We start from the raw sequence: 17108 nt of genomic DNA, 5'->3' as shown, positions 1-17108 counted from the left end.
ATGAGCGCCCTTTTATGGCCGAGCCCACCCTGCATGTCGTCGCCACGCCGATCGGCAACCTCTCCGATCTGAGCCCGCGCGCGCTGGAGGTGCTGCGCACGGTCGATGCCATCTGCGCCGAGGACACCCGCCGCACGGGCCAGCTGCTGTCGCATTTCGGCATTTCCGCCACCCTGGTGGCACTGCATGAGCACAACGAGGAGGCGCTCGCCTCGCGCATCGTGACGCGCCTGCAAGAGGGCCAGTCGCTGGCACTGGTGTCCGATGCCGGCACCCCGCTGGTCTCCGACCCAGGCTACCGCCTGGTGCGCGCGGTACGCGCGGCCGGCATTCGGGTCAGCCCGGTTCCCGGTGCCTGCGCCGCCATCGCGGCGCTGAGCGTGGCCGGGCTGCCCAGCGATCGCTTCGTGTTCGAGGGGTTCCTGCCGGCCAAGGCGTCGGCGCGCCGCGAGCACTTGCGCAGCCTGGCGGCCGAGCCGCGCACGCTCGTGTTCTACGAGTCCTCCCATCGCATCGCCGAATCGCTGGCCGACCTGACGCATGCCTTGGGGTCGGAGCGGCCGGCGGCGATGGCGCGCGAGCTGACCAAGCTGTTCGAGACCGTGCTGGATGGCACCCTGGGCACCCTCCTGCGGCAGGTGGAGGACGACGACAACCAGCGCAAGGGCGAATTTGTGGTGATGGTCCGGGGCGCCGGCGACGATGCCGACGCGCAACTGGCCGAAGGGCGCCGCGTGCACGCGCTGCTCAAGGACCACCTGCCGCCATCCACCGCCGCCAAGCTGGCTGCAGAGATCACCGGCGCGCCGCGCAAGGCCTTGTACGGCCAATGATCTCCCCGGCAGGAAAGCCTCCTTTTGTTAAGGGGGCGGGCGCGAAGCGTCGGGGGATAGGTGGCGCACGGTGCGGGGCCCGAAATTTACGCAGCAAATTTTGGGAGATTCGACGGCGTGGCCGTAGAATGTCACTCGGCGGAGCCGGCCGGACAGTCGCGTCATTCGTAAGAATGCCGAGGAAAGTCCGGGCTCCACAGGGCACGGTGCCAGGTAACGCCTGGGCGGCGCGAGCCGACGGCCAGTGCAACAGAAAGCAAACCGCCGATGGCCCGCAAGGGATCAGGTAAGGGTGAAATGGTGCGGTAAGAGCGCACCGCGAGTCTGGCAACAGACCGGCACGGTAAACCCCACCGGGAGCAAGACCGAATAGGGACCTCATGGCGCGGCCCGCGTCGGGTCCGGGTAGGTTGCTTGAGCGTATCGGTGACGATGCGCCTAGAGGAATGACTGTCCACGACAGAACCCGGCTTACAGGCCGGCTCCGCCACCTCCACCTCGCCTCGCGAGGTGGAGCCCCCAAAACGTCGTGCCGCGCTCGGCGGCGCGACGTTCCGGGCCCCGGCGCTTTGTCCTCCACACCCCGCGCCTGTCGGCGCGCCCCCTGACTCAGGGGGCTTTGCTCCAGCGGGGGCGCTGAGGTCCGTATCTTTTGAGTGCTGCGAATGCTTGGTCCGGCTTTCAACGGTCCTAGTTCCGTGCTGCTCAGAACTCCAGGCGGGTTTCGCCTAGGAATACGCCATCGGGGCCGAAGCGGCGCTCGGCGATCCAGCCGTGGCCGGCATGGTCGATGGCGGCCACGGTGCTGGCGCGGGTGCCGTAGCGGGCGTCGGCAATGAAGGCCGCCGAGAGGCGGCGTTCCAGGTCCAGGGGCACGCCGGTCTCAGGGAGGGCAGTGTCGACCGCTTCGGCGGGGTCGTGCAGGGCGTCCCACAGCGGCAGCGGATCCTCGGCGTGGCCTTGCAGCCATGCGCCGAGCCGGTCGGTCAGTGCCTGGGTCTTGGGCCACGGATCGTCGAATGGACCATTGGACATGCCGTGGATGCCGGGTGGCACTTCGCGCCGCAGCGGCTGCGGCCAGTTGCCGACGTACTGGCAGTGATCGGCATCGGCCAGCAGGAGGTTGAACGGGGCGAAGGCGGCGGCGCGGGCTTCCAGCGCGCCGGCGGTCTGGTCGGCCGGCACGGCGCTGCCCAGATGGTCCGCGACCAGCGCCCCGCGTGAGGGTGCGCCAGCCGGAGCCGGGGTGCCTGGATCGCGGACGTTGGTGACGACCGCCAGGCGACCGCCGCTGCCGATCCCGGCCCAGGTGCCACCGGACTGCAGGTCGCGGCCCGCCATCACCCCGGCGCGGTCCTCCCAGGGGGCCAGTGCCGCGGTCGGACGAGCATGGAATTCATCGCGGTTGCCGGCCATCACCAGGCGCCAGCGCGGGTGGGTTCTCCAGGCAATGGCGACCAGGCACATGTCGGTATTGTCCCGTGGTTCTGCGCAATCGCGGTACGCGGCACTGGCCCGCAGCGTCCCGTGACCGGGGTCACTTCACATCACCTCCACGCGCCTGAATTTCGGTTCAATCTCAAAATTTGAGACGAAACAGCAACTTGTGGATAAGGTTTGAACAAGTCTCTGAAGTTTGTCGCAAGCCCTTGATCCGTCAAGTGATTTCCGGGTGCGCGAGTTGTTGACAACCCATTGCTCGGTGCTAATGTGGGCACCAGCGGGAAAATCGGGGTTTCAGTGGTTTTTCGTGGTTCAATGGCAGTCGGCAGTGCATTTCAAGGCAGAAGGGACGTGTTCCAGGGCGAAACCGCCATCACAGTGGACGACAAGGGCAGGTTGGCGGTTCCCACCGTCTACCGCGACCTCGTCGCGCGTGAGTGCGGCAATCGCCTGGTGCTGACCTATAGCCCGTTCGATGCCGGTTGCCTGTGGATCTATCCGCACACGGTGTGGGAGCGGGTGCGCGACAGCGTGATGGGCAAGGCCAACGTCAAGGCCAACGTGCGCCTGTTGCAGCAGAAGCTGGTGGGCTCGGCCGCGTTCCTGGAGCCGGACGGCAACGCCCGGGTGACGATCCCGCCCAGTCACCGCAACGCGGTCGGGATCGACAAGAAGGCCGTGCTGCTTGGCATGGGCGAGAAATTCGAATTGTGGAGCGAGCAGGCGCATCGCGCGCAGATCCAGCAGACGTTGTCTGACGAGGATCTGGGCGAGGAGCTGCTCGACCTCAGGCTGTGACGATGGGGGCCCGGATGCGCCCCGAGGCGCAGCCCGGCCACCTTCCGGTGATGTTTGCGCAGGTCATGGACGGGCTGCAGGTGAAGGCGGACGGAACGTATCTGGACGGCACGCTGGGCCGCGGCGGCCATGCGCGCGGCGTGCTGCAACACCTCGGCCCGGGAGGCCGGTTGCTGCTGATGGACAAGGATCCCGACGCAATCGCGCACGCCCATGCCGTCTTCGACGGCGATGCGCGCGTGTCGGTGTACCGCGGCAGCTTTGCCGAGCTGGCGCAGTGGGACGCCACGGCCGATGGGCTGGACGGCGTGCTGCTGGACCTGGGTGTGTCCTCGCCGCAGCTGGACGTGGCCGAGCGTGGGTTCTCCTTCGGCAAGGATGGCCCGCTGGACATGCGCATGGACCCGGAAGCGGGCGAAAGCGCCGCGCAGTGGCTGGCCCGCGCCGATGAGGCCGAGATCGCCGACGTGCTGTTCCAGTACGGCGAAGAGCGCATGAGCCGGCGCATCGCCCGGGCGATCGTTGCGCGCCGCGGCGAGGCGCCGATCACCCGCACCGCACAGCTGGCCGAGCTGATCGCCAGCGTCATGCCGCGCGGCAAAGACAAGATCCATCCGGCCACGCGCAGCTTCCAGGGCATCCGCATCCACATCAATCGCGAGCTGGCCGACCTCGAGGCTGGCCTGGACGCCGCGATGGCACGCCTGAAGGTTGGCGGCCGCCTGGCCGTGATCAGCTTCCATTCGCTGGAAGACCGCATCGTCAAGCGCTTCATCGCCGGACACGCCAAGGCGCCGGCCGGCAACCGCCGTCTGCCGGTGGCGCAGGACTTCACCCCGACCCTGGCGATCGTCGGCGACGCCCTGCGCGCCACGCCGGAAGAGACCGCTGCCAATCCGCGCGCCCGCAGTGCGGTGCTGCGCGTGGCCGAGAAGCTGGGGGCCGCGGCATGATCCGCACCCTGCTGATCATCGTGATCCTGGCCAATGTCGCCACCGCCATCGCGGTGGTCTACGCGCGCCACCAGCACCGGGTGCTGTTCGTGCAGCTCAACGCGCTGGACAAGACTCGCGATGAACTCAACATCGAGTTCGGCCGCCTGCAGCTGGAGCAGGCCACCGTGGCCGAAAGCACCCGCGTGGAGCAGATCGCGCACGACCGGCTGGGCATGAAGTCGCCCGAGACCGAGGACGTAGTGGTGATCCGGCCATGAACCTGCGCCAGGCCCTCCAGCGCATCCTGAACCGCGACGGCGAGCGCCGCGGCCCGCTGCCGCGCAACCGCAACCGGGCGCGTTTCAACCTGCGCAATCGCCTGGTCCTGGTGACCAGCGCGATGGCGCTGTGCTCGTTCAGCCTGATCGGCCGCGCGGCCTACGTGCAGCTGATCAACAGCGACTTCTATCAGAAGGAGGGCGATGCGCGCTTCATGCGCGAGATCGCCATCCCGACCTCGCGCGGCATGATCACCGACCGCAACGGCGAGCCGGTGGCGGTGTCCTCGCCGGTCGAGTCGGTGTGGTGCGATCCCAAGGAGGTCATGAAGAGCCCGGATCGCCTGCCGGAGCTGGCCAAGGCACTGGGTGAACCGGTCGACGACCTGACCCGCCGCATCAGCCAGCGCGCCGATCGCGAGTTCATGTATCTCAAGCGCCGCATCAACCCGGATGCGGCCAAGGCCATCCTGGCCCACGACCTGCCGGGCGTGTATTCGCAACGCGAGTACAAGCGCTTCTACCCGCAGGGTGAGGCGATGGCCCACATCCTGGGCTTCACCAACATCGATGACCGTGGGCAGGAAGGCCTGGAGCTGGCCTTCGACGACTGGCTGCGCGGCAAGCCGGGGCGCAAGCGGGTCATCCGCGACCGCGCCGGTCACATCGTGGAGAACCTGGACCTGGTCACGCCAGCCCAGCCGGGCAACGATCTGACCCTGAGCATCGACCGTCGCATCCAATACCTGGCCTACCGGGAGCTGCGGCGCGCGGTGGACGAGAACGAGGCGGCCGGCGGCTCGGTGGTGATCCTGGACGTGGCCACTGGTGAAGTGCTGGCCATGGCCAACCTGCCCACCTTCAATCCCAACGCACAGGATCTGGGCAAGCCGGACGCGCACCGCAATCGCGCGGTGACCGACCTGGTCGAGCCGGGTTCGACCATGAAGCCGCTGACCGTCTCCACCGCGCTGGCCGCGGGCGTGGTCACGCCGGCCACGCTGATCGACACCAATCCGGGCTACATGGCGCTGCCGGGCGGCTTCACCATCCACGACACCCCCCGCAACAACGGCGTGCTGGATGTGACGGGGGTGATCACCCACAGCTCCAACATCGGTGCGGCCAAGATCGTGGCCAAGATTCCGGACGAGACCTTCTACAAGACGATCCGTGCCTTTGGTTATGGCAGCAAGCCGCACAGCGGCTTCCCGGGCGAGGCGTCCGGCACGGTGCCGCAGCCGGGAACGCCGGGTTGGTATGGCACCACCAAGACCACCATGGCCTACGGGTACGGTCTGAACGTGTCGCCGCTGCAGATCGCCCGCGCCTACGCGACCATGGGCAACGGCGGTCGCCTGGTCACGCCGACCTTCGTCAAGGGCATGCGAGCCGAGGGCGAGCAGGTCATCCCGGCCAAGGTGGCCAAGGAAGTCATCGCCATGATGGAGACGGTGGTGACCAAGGGCGGCGCGAAGGATGCGGCCATCCTGGGCTACCACGTGGCCGGCAAGACCGGCACCGCGCGCATTGCAGGGGGCGGCGGTTATCGCGCTGGCCAATACACCGCGCTGTTCGCTGGCCTGGTGCCGGCGACCCATCCGCGCTTTGCGATGGTGACCGTGATCCGCGACCCACAGGCCGGCAAGTACTACGGTGGCCTGGTGTCCGCGCCGGTCTTCCACAACGTGATGCAGGGCGCGTTGCGCCTGATGGACGTGCCGCCGGACGACATCGACGCCTGGCTGGCCAAGCAGGCCAAGGACGAAGCCCAGCATCCTGCACGCGCTCCAACGCCGCGCAAGCCCGAGCCCTTGCCCAAGCCGCTGCCGGCGCCGATCCAGGCCGTGGCCGAACCGGCGCTGCCCAGGAGCCTGGAATGAGCCGCGCCATGGCCTTGTCCGCGCTGTTGCCCGACGTGCCCGCCATCCCGGCGGGCCTGGTCGTGCACGGGCTGACCCAGGACAGCCGCAGCGTGCATGCGGGCGATGCCTTCGTGGCGATCGGGCCGGTCGACAACAGCGCCTCGACCTGGCACGGCCTGGGCTTCGTCGACCAGGCACGTGCGGCGGGTGCGGCGGCGATCCTGTTCGAGCCGCCAGCCCCAGCGACCCTGCCGGCTCCGGCCGACGCGATCGCCGTACCCGGCCTGCGTGGTCGCCTGGGTGCGATCGCCGATGCGTTCTACGGCCATCCCTCGCGGCAGATGACCGTGGTCGGCGTCACCGGCACCAACGGCAAGACCTCCTTTGTGCAGTTGCTCGGCCAGGCCTGGCACCTGCTGGGCACCTCCGGCGGCAGCATCGGCACCCTCGGCGCCGGCCTGTATGGGCAGGTGCAGCCGACCGGGTTCACCACGCCGCTGGTGCTGCAGACCCATGCGCTGCTGGCCCAACTGCATGACGCTGGCGCGCAGGCGGTGGCGATGGAAGTCAGCTCGCACGCCCTGGTGCAGACCCGGGTGGACGCGGTGGATTTCGACGTGGCGGTGTTCACCAACCTCACCCGCGATCACCTGGATTACCACGGCAGCATGGAAGGCTACGGCGCGGCCAAGGCGCGCCTGTTCCAGCGCGCCGGGCTCAAGGCGGCGGTGGTCAACCTGGACGATGCCTTCGGCGCGACCCTGCCGGGCAAACTGGCCCCTGGGGCGCGCCTGGTCGGGGTCAGCGCGCGCGCTGCGGCTGGCGCGACCGTGCAGGCATGCGACCTGGCGCTGGACGCGGCCGGGATCGCTTTCGAGCTGGTGATCGATGGCAAGGCGCATCCAGTGCGCTCGCCGCTGCTGGGGCGTTTCAACGCTGACAACCTGCTGGCGGTGGCTGGTGTGCTGCATGCCACCGGCGTGGAGACCGCGCGGATTGCCCAGGTCCTCGCCCAGCTGCAACCCATCCATGGCCGCATGAACCGCCTCGGCGGCCACACTGGCCAGCCGCTGGTGGTGATCGACTACGCACACACGCCCGACGCGCTGGAGCAGGCGCTGACCAGCCTGCGCGGCCACCTGGCCGGGCGCCTGGTGTGCGTGTTCGGTTGCGGTGGTGATCGCGATCGCGGCAAGCGACCGGAGATGGCGCGCGTGGTCGAGCAGCACGCCGACGTGATTATCGTCACCGACGACAATCCGCGGACCGAAGACGGCGACGCAATCGTGGCCGACATCGTGGCCGGCTTCTCTAGCGCCACGCCCCATACCGTGCAGCGCGACCGGGCCCGCGCCATCGCCAGAGCCGTGGGCCAGGCGCGGGCCGGCGACATCGTGCTTATCGCAGGCAAGGGGCACGAGCCTTATCAGGAAATTGAGGGCATCAGGCATCCCTTCGACGACACCGTGCAGGCACGCGCGGCGCTGGAGGTTCACCAGTGAACCGACTGCCGCTTTCGCTGATCGCGCACCTGGCAGGCGGTGAGCTGCATGGCGAGGACACCACCGTCGATGCGGTGTCCAACGATACCCGTGCGCTGCGTGCCGGCAGCCTGTACGTGGCGCTGCGCGGCGAGCGTTTCGATGGGCATGACTTCGTGGCCGACGCGGCCCGCCGTGGTGCCACGGCCCTGCTGGTCGAGCGTGCCGTGGATAGCGACCTGCCGCAGATCCTCGTGTCCGATCCCCAGCTGGCGCTCGCCCGCCTGGCTGCCGGCTTGCAGCGCGATCGCGCCGGCAAGGTCGTGGCGATCACCGGCAGCAATGGCAAGACCAGCGTCAAGTCCCTGGTGCTGTCCATCCTGCAGCGCGCCGGCGAAACCTATTGCACGCCGGGCAATCGCAACAATGAGATCGGCCTGCCGCTGGCGGTGATCGAGGCGCCGGACACGACCGAATACGCCGTCTACGAGATGGGCGCCGGCAAGCCGGGCGATATCGCCTACCTCACCGACGTCGCGCGCCCGGACGTGGCGCTGGTCAACAACATCGCCGCCGCGCACCTGGAGCGCATGGGCAGCCTGCTGGGCGTGGCCCGGACCAAGGGCGCCATCTACAGCGCGCTGCCCGCCGACGGTGTGGCGGTGATCAATGCCGATGACGCCTTCGTTGAAGTGTTTGCCGGGCTAGTGCCAGGGCGGCGCGTGCTGCGCTTCGGCCTGGAGTGCAGCGCCGACATCCGCGCGCGCAACATCGTCACCGGCGCGGAGGGCTCGCGCTTCGTGCTGGTCACGCCGGAAGGTGAGGCCGAAGTCACCCTGGCTCTGCCTGGCCGCCATAACGTGCGCAACGCGCTAGCCGCGACGGGTCTGGCGCTGGGCTGCGGCGTGGCGCTGGACACCATCGTCGAGGGGCTGGCCGCCGCGCGTCCGGTCGCCGGCCGTCAGGTGGCGCAGACGCTGCCATCCGGTGCGGTACTGGTGGATGACAGCTACAACGCCAATCCCGGCTCGCTGGCCGCGGCCATCGACACCCTGGCAGCCATCACGCGGCAGGGCTGGCTGGTGCTGGGCGACATGCGCGAGCTGGGTCCCGAAGGCCCCGCGCTGCACGTCGCCGCCGGCCTGCGTGCCAGGCAGGCCGGCATCGCCCGCCTGTATGCGTTGGGCGAACTAAGTGCGCACGCCGCGCAGGCTTACGGCGAGGGCGCGCGCACGTTCGACACCCATGCCGCACTGGCCCAGGCACTGGCCCGGGACCTGGCGTCCATCGATCCGGCCGCGCAGGTGCGCGTACTGGTCAAGGGATCCCGTGGCAGTGCCATGGACCGCATCGTCACCGCGCTGCTTCCCGCCGCGCCCGCGCAATCCACGGGAGGCACCGCGCATGCTGCTTGAACTGGCCCGCTGGCTGCGGCAACTGGACTCGGTCTTTGCGGTCTTCAACTATCTGACCCTGCGCGCGATCCTGGCGGCGCTCACCGCGCTCTTCCTGTCGCTGTGGCTGGGGCCGGCGGTGATCCGCAAGCTGGCGCAGTTCAAGGGCGGCCAGCCGATCCGCACCGATGGCCCGCAGAGCCACTTCTCCAAAGCCGGCACGCCGACCATGGGCGGGGCGCTGATCCTGATGACGGTGCTGATGGCCACGCTGCTGTGGGGCGACCTACGCAACCGCTACGTGTGGCTGGTGCTGGCGGTGATGGTGGCCTTCGGGGTGATCGGCTGGTACGACGACTGGATCAAGATCGTCAAGCGCGATCCCAACGGGCTCAAGTCGCGCTGGAAGTACCTGCTGCAGTCGATCTTCGGCCTGGCTGCGGGCATCTTCCTGTGGCACACCGCCGATGTGGCCGCGGCGACCACGTTCTACATCCCGCTGTTCAAGGCCGTGGCGCTGCCGCTGGCCGGTTTCGGCTTCATCGCCATCGCCTATTTCTGGATCGTCGGCTTCTCCAATGCGGTCAACCTGACCGACGGCCTGGATGGGCTGGCGATCATGCCCACCGTGCTGGTGGCCTGCGCGCTAGCGGTGTTCGCCTATGCCTCGGGCAACGCGGTGTTCTCCAACTATCTGCAGATTCCGCAGGTGCCGGGCGCCGGTGAACTGGTGATCATCTGCGCGGCCATCGCCGGCGCCGGGCTGGGCTTTCTGTGGTTCAACACCTATCCGGCCATGGTGTTCATGGGCGACATCGGCGCGCTGGCGCTCGGTGCGGTGCTGGGCACGATCGCGGTGATCGTGCGCCAGGAGCTGGTGCTGGTGATCATGGGTGGCGTGTTCGTGATCGAGACGCTCTCGGTGATGATCCAGGTGGCCAGCTTCAAGCTGACCGGCAAGCGCGTGTTTCGCATGGCGCCGATCCACCACCACTTCGAACTCAAGGGATGGCCCGAGCCGCGCGTGATCGTGCGGTTCTGGATCATCTCCGTGATCCTGGTCCTTGTCGGTTTGGCCACGTTGAAGGTGCGCTGATGAACGACTTCCGCAAACAGGCCATGCGCCTGGAATCGATCGATGGGCAGTACGACTTCTGGTTGGCGACCGCCGCGGCGGCGCTGGCGGCGGTCGGCGTGGTGATGGTGGCCTCGGCGTCCATCGCCATGGCCAGCACGCCCTATTACTACCTGAGCCGCCACGTGCTGTTCCTCGGACTGGGGCTGGGGCTGGCGTACGCGGCGATGCGGATGGAGCTCAAGACCATCGAGAAATACAACCGCCTGCTGCTGCTCGGCTGCTTCGCCCTGCTGGTGGTGGTGTTCGTTCCCGGCCTGGGCAGCACGGTCAATGGCGCGCGGCGCTGGGTCAACCTGGTAGTGACCCGCTTCCAGACCGTCGAGGCGGTCAAGGTGCTCTACATCGTGTGGCTGGCCAGCTACTTGGTGCGCTTCCGTGACGAGGTCAATGCGACCTGGGCGGCGCTGATCAAGGCGATCGGCGTGGTGTTGGTGCTGATCACGCTGCTGCTGCTGCAGCCGGATTTCGGTTCGTCCACGCTGCTGCTGGGCATCACCGCCGGCATGCTGATCCTGGGTGGCGCCAACCTGCCGCGCATGACCATGCCGGTGTTGGCGTTGCTGCCGGCGCTGGTGGCGCTGGTGGTGTTCGAGCCCTATCGCATGCGCCGGGTGACTTCGTTCCTGGACCCCTGGAAGGACCAGCTGGGCTCCGGCTACCAGCTGTCCAACGCGCTGATGGCGATCGGCCGTGGCCAGTGGACCGGCGTGGGCCTGGGCAGCTCGGTGCAGAAGCTCAACTATCTGCCCGAGGCCCATACCGACTTCATCTTTTCGGTGATCGGCGAGGAACTGGGCTTCGTCGGCGTGTGCGCCATCATCGGGCTGTACGCGCTGCTGGTCGGTCGCGCGCTGTACATCGGCTATCGCTGCGTGGAGATGCGCCGCCATTTCGCCGGCTACATCGCCTTCGGCATCGCGCTGTGGATCGGCATGCAGGCCTTCGTGTCGGTGGGCGTCAACCTGGGCATGCTGCCGACCAAGGGCCTGACCCTGCCACTGATTTCTTCCGGCGGCTCGTCGGTGCTGATGACCTGTGCGGCCATGGGCCTGCTGCTGCGCGTGTCCTATGAACTGAGTCGCGCCGAGAAACAGGTCGCACTGGTCCGTGGCATGGAGCCGCGCGAACAGCGCGACGAGAGTGCTCCGGCGCAGACCGCCAGCGAGCCCACGCCGCCCGCGGCCACGGTGAAGCCGACGTCGCGCGGCACCAGCCGTCTGAACTCGCGCATCGAACCCACCTTCGAGAGGATCGGGTGAACTTTCATGCGAATCCCTCGCAAGAGCCCGCACATCCCTGTGCGGGGACTCAACAGGAGCATCCCGTGATGATCCTGGCCGGCGGCACCGGCGGCCATATCTTCCCCGCGCTGGCGGTGGCCAAGGTGCTGCGCGCGCGCGGCGTGGCGGTCACCTGGCTGGGCGCCGACGGGCAGATGGAAACGCGCCTGGTGCCGCAGCACGACATCCCGCTGGACACCATTGCGGTCAAGGGCCTGCGCGGGAAGGGCGCGGCCGCCCTGCTGGGCGCACCGCTGCGCATCCTGTCGGCGGTGAACGCCGCCGCCCGCGTCCTGCGCCAGCGCGCCCCACGCGCGGTGATCAGCTTTGGTGGCTATGCCGCCGGTCCGGGTGGGCTGGCCGCCAGGCTGCAGGGCCGGCCCCTGCTGGTGCACGAACAGAACCGCGCGCCGGGCATGACCAACAAGGCCCTGTCGAGGTTCGCCCGTCGGGTGCTCACCGGTTTTCCGGGTAGCTTCGCCACGCGCGAGGAAGCCGTCGGCAACCCGGTGCGCGAGGAGATCGCCGCCATCGCGCCGCCGGCCGAACGCCTGGCCGGACGCGAAGGTCCGCTGCGCCTGCTAGTGCTGGGCGGCAGCCAGGGCGCGCGTGCGTTGAACATCGCCGTGCCCCAGGCTCTTGCGGCGCTCAAGCTGCCGGCCGAGGTGCGCCACCAGTGCGGCGAGAAGCTACGCGCCGAAGCCGACGCCGCCTACGCGCAGGCCGGCGTGCCGGCGAGCGTGGAGAGCTTCATCGCCGACATGGCCCAGGCCTATGCCTGGGCCGACCTGGTGGTGTGCCGCGCCGGCGCCTCGACCCTGGCCGAGCTGTGCGCCGTGGGCGTGGGTAGCGTGCTGGTGCCCTTCGCCGCGGCGGTGGACGACCACCAGACCAAGAACGCCCAGTACCTGGTCGAGCATGGCGCCGCCGTCCTGCTCAAGCAGGACGACACCTTGAACGTCCACCTGCAGCGCGTGCTGGCCCAGCTTTCGGCCGATCCGCAGCGTTGTATGGACATGGCCATCGCCGCGCGCGGCCTGGCCCGCATCGATGCGGCCGAACGCATCGCAGACATCATCCTGGAGGAAGCCGCATGATTTCCGCGGCGCGTGAACGCCGGTTGCAGAACACCGGCAACTTGGCACAGGCCTTCCGCCGCGTGCACTTCGTCGGCATCGGCGGCTCGGGCATGAGCGGTATCGCCGAAGTGCTGTGCACGCTGGGCTACGAGGTTTCCGGCTCTGACGCCTCTGAGAATGCCGCTACCAAGCGCCTGGCCTCACTGGGCGCGCGCGTGATGCGCGGCCACAACGCCTCCAATGTGCTGGGCACCGACTGCGTGGTGGTCTCCAGCGCGATCAAGGCCGACAATCCCGAGCTGATGGAAGCGCGCAGCCAGCGCATCCCGATCGTGCCGCGCGCGATGATGCTGGCCGAGCTGATGCGCTTCCGCCGCGGCATTGCCGTGGCCGGCACCCATGGCAAGACCACCACCACCAGCCTGACCGCCGCGATCCTGAGCGAAGGCGGCCTGGATCCGACCTACGTGATCGGCGGCCAGCTGCTCTCGGCCGGTGCCAACGCCAAGCTGGGCGATGGTCAGTGGCTGGTGGCCGAGGCCGACGAGAGCGATGGCAGCTTCCTGCGCCTGAATCCGCTGATCGCGGTCATCACCAACATCGATGCCGACCACCTGGAGAACTACGGCAACGACTTTGCCCGGGTGCAGGCCGCGTTCGCCGAGTTCCTGCAGCGCCTGCCGTTCTACGGCTTGGCCGTGCTGTGCATCGACGACCCGGAAGTGGCCGCGCTGGCCGCCGAGACGCCGCGCCATGTGATGACCTACGGCCTGTCGGACAACGCCGACATCCGCGCCGAGAACGTGGTCCAGGAGGGCGGGCGCATGCGCTTCACCCTGTGCCTGCCCGAAGACGTGTCGGTCGGCGTGACCCTGGCGTTGCCTGGCCACCACAACGTGCTCAACGCGCTGGCCGCCGCGGCGGTGGGCTGGCAGCTGGGCGTGCAGCCGGGCACGATCGCCACGGCGCTGCGCAATTTCTCCGGCATCGGCCGCCGCTTCAACGACCTGGGCGCGATCGAGACCGGCAAGGGCGCGACCGTGCAGCTGATCGACGACTACGGCCACCATCCCAAGGAGCTGGCCGCCGTCTTTGCCGCCGCGCGTGGCGGCTGGCCGGACAAGCGCCTGGTCGTGGCCTTCCAACCGCACCGCTACAGCCGCACGCGCGACCAGTTCGATGCCTTCGCCGCGGTCCTGAGCGAAGTCGACGCGCTGGTGTTGAGCGAGGTCTATCCGGCCGGCGAAGCGCCGATCGCCGGCGCCGATGCCAAGTCGCTGGCCCGCGCCATCCGTGCGCGCGGCCGCAATGAACCGGTCGTGGTCGGCCAGGTGGCCGACCTGCCGCGCGTGCTGCCCGACGTGCTGCAGGATGGTGACCTGCTGCTGATGATGGGCGCGGGCGATATCGGCCACATGGCCCAGCAGATCGCCGCGCAGGGCTTTGCCGCCGAAGGTGAGGGCGCATGACGCAGCCGGCCTTTCCGCCGTCGCGCTGCACCGATCCGGCCACCTTCGGCCGCGTGGCCGTGCTGATGGGGGGCACCTCCAGCGAGCGCGAGGTGTCGCTGAATTCGGGCGCGAATGTGCTCGAAGCCCTGCGTTCGCGCGGCGTGGACGCCTTCCCCGTGGATGGCATCCCAGCGCTGGCGCAGTTGCTGGCCGATGGCGGTTGCGACCGCGTGTTCAACATCCTCCACGGCCACAACGGCGGGGGCGAGGACGGCATCGTGCAGGGCCTGATGGCCGCCTTCGGCCTGCCTTACACCGGCTCGGACGTGCTGGGCTCGGCGCTGAGCATGGACAAGGTCCGCACCAAGCAGGTCTGGCTGTCGCTGGGCCTGCCGACGCCGCGCTATGTGCGCCTGGCCTCGACCGCGCGCGCGACCGACGTCCATGCCGCGGCCGCGCAGCTGGGCCTGCCGGTGATCGTCAAGCCGGCCAATGAAGGCTCCAGCGTCGGGGTGACCCGTGTGTTCGAAGGCGCGCAGCTGGACCAGGCCGTGGCGCTGGCCGCGCGCTATGACGGCGAGCTGCTCATGGAGCAGCTGGTGGTGGGCGACGAGCTCACCGTCGGCATCCTCGATGGCGTGGCGCTGCCCTCCATCCGCATCGTGCCCAAGGGCGCGTGGTACGACTACGACGCCAAGTACATCGCCGAGGACACCCAGTACCTGTGCCCGGGGCTGGAGGGCGCGGCCGAGGACGAGATCCGCCGCATCGCGCTGGCTGCCTTCGCTGCGGCGGGCTGCCGCGGTTGGGGGCGTGTGGATGTGATGCGCGACGCCACCAGCGGTGCCTTCTTCCTGCTGGAAGTCAACACCGCGCCGGGCATGACCAGTCATTCGCTGGTGCCCAAGGCCGCGCGCCAGGCGGGCATCGGCTTCGAAGACCTGTGCTGGCGCATCCTGGAATCGACCCTGGAGCGCGACGCCGCATGAGCAACGCGCTGCGCATGCTGACCTGGATCCTGGCGCTGGCCCTGGTGGCGTTGCCGGTCGTGGCCGTGTTCAACGGCTGGATCGGTGCCGACCGCTGGCCGCTCAAGCGCCTGCGGGTGACCGGTGAGCTGCATCGCGTGGATCCGAAGTTGCTGCGTACCGTGCTGCTGCCCTATGCGCATGAGGGCTTCTTCGCGGTGAACCTGCGCAGCGCGCAGGATGCGGTCGAGCGCCTACCGTGGGTGGAGAGCGCGCAGGTGCGCAAGCGCTGGCCCGATGTGCTGGAAGTCAGCGTGGTCGAGCACACGCCGTTCGCCCGCTGGGACAGCGATCGGTTGCTGTCCACCGATGGCGCGCTGTTCCTGGTCCCGCGCAACGTCGATGCCAGCGCGCTGCCGCAGCTGGGCGGGCCGGACGGGCAGGTCACCGAGGTCGTCTCGCTCTACAACGAGTCCGGGCAGCTGTTCGCGCCCATGGGCCTGAAGGTCGAGGCGCTGGTGATGGACGCGCGCGGGAGCTGGTCGCTGCGCTTCGATAACGGGCTGGACGTGGTGATCGGCCGCACCGATGCGCGCCCGCGCCTGGAACGCTTCGCCCGCCTGCTGCCGCGCCTGCTGGGCGACCCCCGCGTCCTGCAGCGTGCGGACCTGCGCTACACCAATGGCTTCGCCCTGACCTGGGGCGATGCCAAGCCGGCCGCCGATGCGGCCAGTACCCCCATTTCTTACAGCATCGCCGCGCCGCGCCGTCAGCTCGCCACGGCCCGGCGCGCATCACAGCAGGCAATCCACGCATGAATCGCAAGGGCGACAAATCCCTGATCGTCGGACTGGACATCGGCACCTCCAAGGTGACCGCGCTGGTCGGCGAATATTCGCCAGGCAACCCGATCGAGGTGATCGGCATCGGCAGCCATGAATCGCGCGGCCTCAAGCGCGGCGTGGTGGTGGACATCGAGTCCACCGTGCAGTCGATCCAGCGCGCGGTGGAAGAGGCCGAGCTGATGGCCGGCTGCGAGATCCGCAGCGTTTACGCGTCGATCTCCGGCGCGCATGTGCAATGCAAGAACTCGCCCGGCATCGTCCCGATCCGCGATGGCGAGGTGACCTGGAACGACCTGGACCGTGTGCTGGAGGCGGCCAAGGCCGTGGCCATCCCGGCCGACCAGAGGATCCTGCACGCCATCCCGCGCGAGTACGTGCTGGATGATTCGCAGGAAGGCATCCGCAATCCGGTCGGCATGACCGGCGTGCGCCTGGAGGTGCACGCACACCTGGTGGTGTGCGCGCAGTCGGCCGCGGCCAACATCTCCAAGTGTGTGCAGCGCTGCGGGCTGCAGATCGACGACCTGATCCTGTCCTCGCTGGGTTCCTCGGTGGCCGTGTTGACCGCCGACGAGCGCGAACTGGGCGTGGTCCTGGTCGACATGGGCGCGGGCACCACCGACCTGGCGGTGTTCGTGCAGGGCGCGATCTGCCACACCGCCTCGCTGCCGATCGCCGGTGATCACGTCACCAATGACATCGCGCACATGCTGCGCACCCCGACACCCGAAGCCGAGCAGATCAAGGTCCGCTACGCCTGCGCGCTGGCCCAGTTGGCCACCGCCGAGGAAAGCATCCAGGTGCCGTCGGTCGGCGACCGTCCGCCGCGCCGCATGCCGCGCCACTCGCTGGCCCAGGCCGTGCAGGGGCGGTACGAGGAGATCTTCGAGATGGTCCAGGCCGAGCTGCGCCGCTCAGGCTTCGAGGAGTTGGTACGCGCGGGCATGGTCCTGACCGGTGGCGCCTCGAAGATGGAAGGCGTGGTCGAGTTGGCCGAGGAAATGCTGCAGATGCCGGTGCGCATCGGCATCCCCCAGCACGTCACCGGGCTGGGCGAGGTGGTCGGCAATCCGGTCCATGCCACCGGCGTGGGCCTGCTGCTGATGGGCAGTCAGATCGAACATCCGAGGCGTCCGAGCCTGCCCACGGGCAAGGCCGGCAGCCTCTTCAAGAAGTTGAAGAACTGGTACCGCGGCGAGTTCTAGCGCGGTCATGAGGCACGACGCCAGCGTGAGGGCGCGCTGTGCGTGAGGCGGGAGAGAAACCACGGGATTTGAGCGTCACCCAGCAACACCACCAAGACTTACCCACATAAGAATG

Annotated in this window: 15 protein-coding genes and 1 other RNA gene; 15 read left to right on the top strand and 1 reads right to left on the bottom strand. The window is 68.7% G+C overall.

Going from position 1 to position 17108, the window contains the following annotated elements:
- Nucleotides 1-14 precede the first annotated feature (14 nt).
- Entirely contained in the window at nucleotides 15-833 is an 819-nt protein-coding gene (gene rsmI, locus PJ250_RS03825) for a 16S rRNA (cytidine(1402)-2'-O)-methyltransferase (protein ID WP_271647225.1), read from the top strand.
- A gap of 140 nt (nucleotides 834-973) precedes the next feature.
- Nucleotides 974-1323, top strand: an RNA gene (gene rnpB, locus PJ250_RS03820) — RNase P RNA component class A.
- A 215-nt stretch (nucleotides 1324-1538) separates the two neighbouring features.
- On the opposite strand, the gene PJ250_RS03815 is transcribed toward rnpB, so the two are convergent.
- Nucleotides 1539-2300, bottom strand: coding sequence for an NRDE family protein (locus PJ250_RS03815; protein WP_271647224.1), 762 nt, complete (start codon nucleotides 2298-2300; stop codon nucleotides 1539-1541).
- A 327-nt stretch (nucleotides 2301-2627) separates the two neighbouring features.
- Here PJ250_RS03815 and PJ250_RS03810 point away from each other — a divergent pair, with 327 nt between their 5' ends.
- The 13 genes from PJ250_RS03810 to ftsA all read left to right on the top strand — a co-directional run bounded on the left by PJ250_RS03810 (nucleotide 2628) and on the right by ftsA (nucleotide 16993).
- Nucleotides 2628-3074, top strand: coding sequence for a division/cell wall cluster transcriptional repressor MraZ (locus PJ250_RS03810; protein ID WP_271647223.1), 447 nt, complete (start codon nucleotides 2628-2630; stop codon nucleotides 3072-3074).
- A 2-nt stretch (nucleotides 3075-3076) separates the two neighbouring features.
- Nucleotides 3077-4027 (top strand): 16S rRNA (cytosine(1402)-N(4))-methyltransferase RsmH, encoded by a 951-nt coding sequence (rsmH, locus tag PJ250_RS03805; RefSeq protein WP_271647222.1) that lies wholly within the window; start codon nucleotides 3077-3079, stop codon nucleotides 4025-4027.
- Nucleotides 4024-4287, top strand: a complete 264-nt coding sequence (gene ftsL / locus PJ250_RS03800) for a cell division protein FtsL (protein WP_271647221.1) — start codon at nucleotides 4024-4026, stop codon at nucleotides 4285-4287. Before rsmH ends, ftsL begins: the two co-directional genes overlap by 4 nt.
- Entirely contained in the window at nucleotides 4284-6170 is a 1887-nt protein-coding gene (locus tag PJ250_RS03795; RefSeq protein ID WP_271647220.1) for a peptidoglycan D,D-transpeptidase FtsI family protein, read from the top strand. The genes ftsL and PJ250_RS03795 overlap by 4 nt, the downstream gene beginning before the upstream one ends.
- Nucleotides 6167-7654, top strand: coding sequence for a UDP-N-acetylmuramoyl-L-alanyl-D-glutamate--2,6-diaminopimelate ligase (locus PJ250_RS03790; RefSeq protein ID WP_271647219.1), 1488 nt, complete (start codon nucleotides 6167-6169; stop codon nucleotides 7652-7654). The genes PJ250_RS03795 and PJ250_RS03790 overlap by 4 nt, the downstream gene beginning before the upstream one ends.
- The gene (gene murF, locus PJ250_RS03785) at nucleotides 7651-9048 is read left to right on the top strand and encodes a UDP-N-acetylmuramoyl-tripeptide--D-alanyl-D-alanine ligase (protein ID WP_271647218.1); all 1398 of its coding nucleotides are present in this window, start codon (nucleotides 7651-7653) and stop codon (nucleotides 9046-9048) included. The genes PJ250_RS03790 and murF overlap by 4 nt, the downstream gene beginning before the upstream one ends.
- Nucleotides 9038-10123: a phospho-N-acetylmuramoyl-pentapeptide-transferase gene (gene mraY / locus PJ250_RS03780; protein ID WP_271647217.1), complete on the top strand. Its 1086-nt coding sequence runs from the start codon at nucleotides 9038-9040 to the stop codon at nucleotides 10121-10123. Before murF ends, mraY begins: the two co-directional genes overlap by 11 nt.
- Nucleotides 10123-11424, top strand: coding sequence for a putative lipid II flippase FtsW (gene ftsW, locus PJ250_RS03775; RefSeq protein ID WP_271647216.1), 1302 nt, complete (start codon nucleotides 10123-10125; stop codon nucleotides 11422-11424). Before mraY ends, ftsW begins: the two co-directional genes overlap by 1 nt.
- A gap of 68 nt (nucleotides 11425-11492) precedes the next feature.
- Nucleotides 11493-12542 carry an undecaprenyldiphospho-muramoylpentapeptide beta-N-acetylglucosaminyltransferase gene (gene murG, locus PJ250_RS03770; RefSeq protein WP_333909517.1) on the top strand — a complete coding sequence of 350 codons (1050 nt, stop codon included), beginning with the start codon at nucleotides 11493-11495 and terminating at the stop codon, nucleotides 12540-12542.
- Nucleotides 12539-13993, top strand: coding sequence for a UDP-N-acetylmuramate--L-alanine ligase (gene murC / locus PJ250_RS03765; RefSeq protein ID WP_271647215.1), 1455 nt, complete (start codon nucleotides 12539-12541; stop codon nucleotides 13991-13993). The genes murG and murC overlap by 4 nt, the downstream gene beginning before the upstream one ends.
- Complete coding sequence (locus PJ250_RS03760; protein ID WP_271647214.1) at nucleotides 13990-14964, top strand: D-alanine--D-alanine ligase; 975 nt, start codon at nucleotides 13990-13992, stop codon at nucleotides 14962-14964. Before murC ends, PJ250_RS03760 begins: the two co-directional genes overlap by 4 nt.
- Entirely contained in the window at nucleotides 14961-15761 is an 801-nt protein-coding gene (locus tag PJ250_RS03755) for a cell division protein FtsQ/DivIB (protein ID WP_271647213.1), read from the top strand. Before PJ250_RS03760 ends, PJ250_RS03755 begins: the two co-directional genes overlap by 4 nt.
- Nucleotides 15758-16993, top strand: coding sequence for a cell division protein FtsA (ftsA, locus tag PJ250_RS03750; protein ID WP_271647212.1), 1236 nt, complete (start codon nucleotides 15758-15760; stop codon nucleotides 16991-16993). The genes PJ250_RS03755 and ftsA overlap by 4 nt, the downstream gene beginning before the upstream one ends.
- Nucleotides 16994-17108: the final 115 nt, after the last annotated feature.

This window comes from Pseudoxanthomonas sp. JBR18, assembly GCF_028198165.1.
Taxonomy (GTDB): Bacteria; Pseudomonadota; Gammaproteobacteria; order Xanthomonadales; family Xanthomonadaceae; genus Pseudoxanthomonas_A.
The sequence above is the reverse complement of the archived record's forward strand: the minus strand, read 5'-3'. Positions and strand labels throughout refer to the sequence as shown.

Bases quoted from the DNA above. Each gene is read 5' to 3' on its own strand.
- rsmI (WP_271647225.1), top strand. From the start codon at position 15: ATGGCCGAGCCCACCCTGCATGTCGTCGCCACGCCGATCGGCAACCTC.
- PJ250_RS03815 (WP_271647224.1), bottom strand. From the start codon at position 2,300: ATGTGCCTGGTCGCCATTGCCTGGAGAACCCACCCGCGCTGGCGCCTG.
- rsmH (WP_271647222.1), top strand. From the start codon at position 3,077: ATGGGGGCCCGGATGCGCCCCGAGGCGCAGCCCGGCCACCTTCCGGTG.
- ftsL (WP_271647221.1), top strand. From the start codon at position 4,024: ATGATCCGCACCCTGCTGATCATCGTGATCCTGGCCAATGTCGCCACC.
- PJ250_RS03795 (WP_271647220.1), top strand. From the start codon at position 4,284: ATGAACCTGCGCCAGGCCCTCCAGCGCATCCTGAACCGCGACGGCGAG.
- PJ250_RS03790 (WP_271647219.1), top strand. From the start codon at position 6,167: ATGAGCCGCGCCATGGCCTTGTCCGCGCTGTTGCCCGACGTGCCCGCC.
- mraY (WP_271647217.1), top strand. From the start codon at position 9,038: ATGCTGCTTGAACTGGCCCGCTGGCTGCGGCAACTGGACTCGGTCTTT.
- ftsW (WP_271647216.1), top strand. From the start codon at position 10,123: ATGAACGACTTCCGCAAACAGGCCATGCGCCTGGAATCGATCGATGGG.
- murG (WP_333909517.1), top strand. From the start codon at position 11,493: ATGATCCTGGCCGGCGGCACCGGCGGCCATATCTTCCCCGCGCTGGCG.
- murC (WP_271647215.1), top strand. From the start codon at position 12,539: ATGATTTCCGCGGCGCGTGAACGCCGGTTGCAGAACACCGGCAACTTG.
- PJ250_RS03760 (WP_271647214.1), top strand. From the start codon at position 13,990: ATGACGCAGCCGGCCTTTCCGCCGTCGCGCTGCACCGATCCGGCCACC.
- PJ250_RS03755 (WP_271647213.1), top strand. From the start codon at position 14,961: ATGAGCAACGCGCTGCGCATGCTGACCTGGATCCTGGCGCTGGCCCTG.
- ftsA (WP_271647212.1), top strand. From the start codon at position 15,758: ATGAATCGCAAGGGCGACAAATCCCTGATCGTCGGACTGGACATCGGC.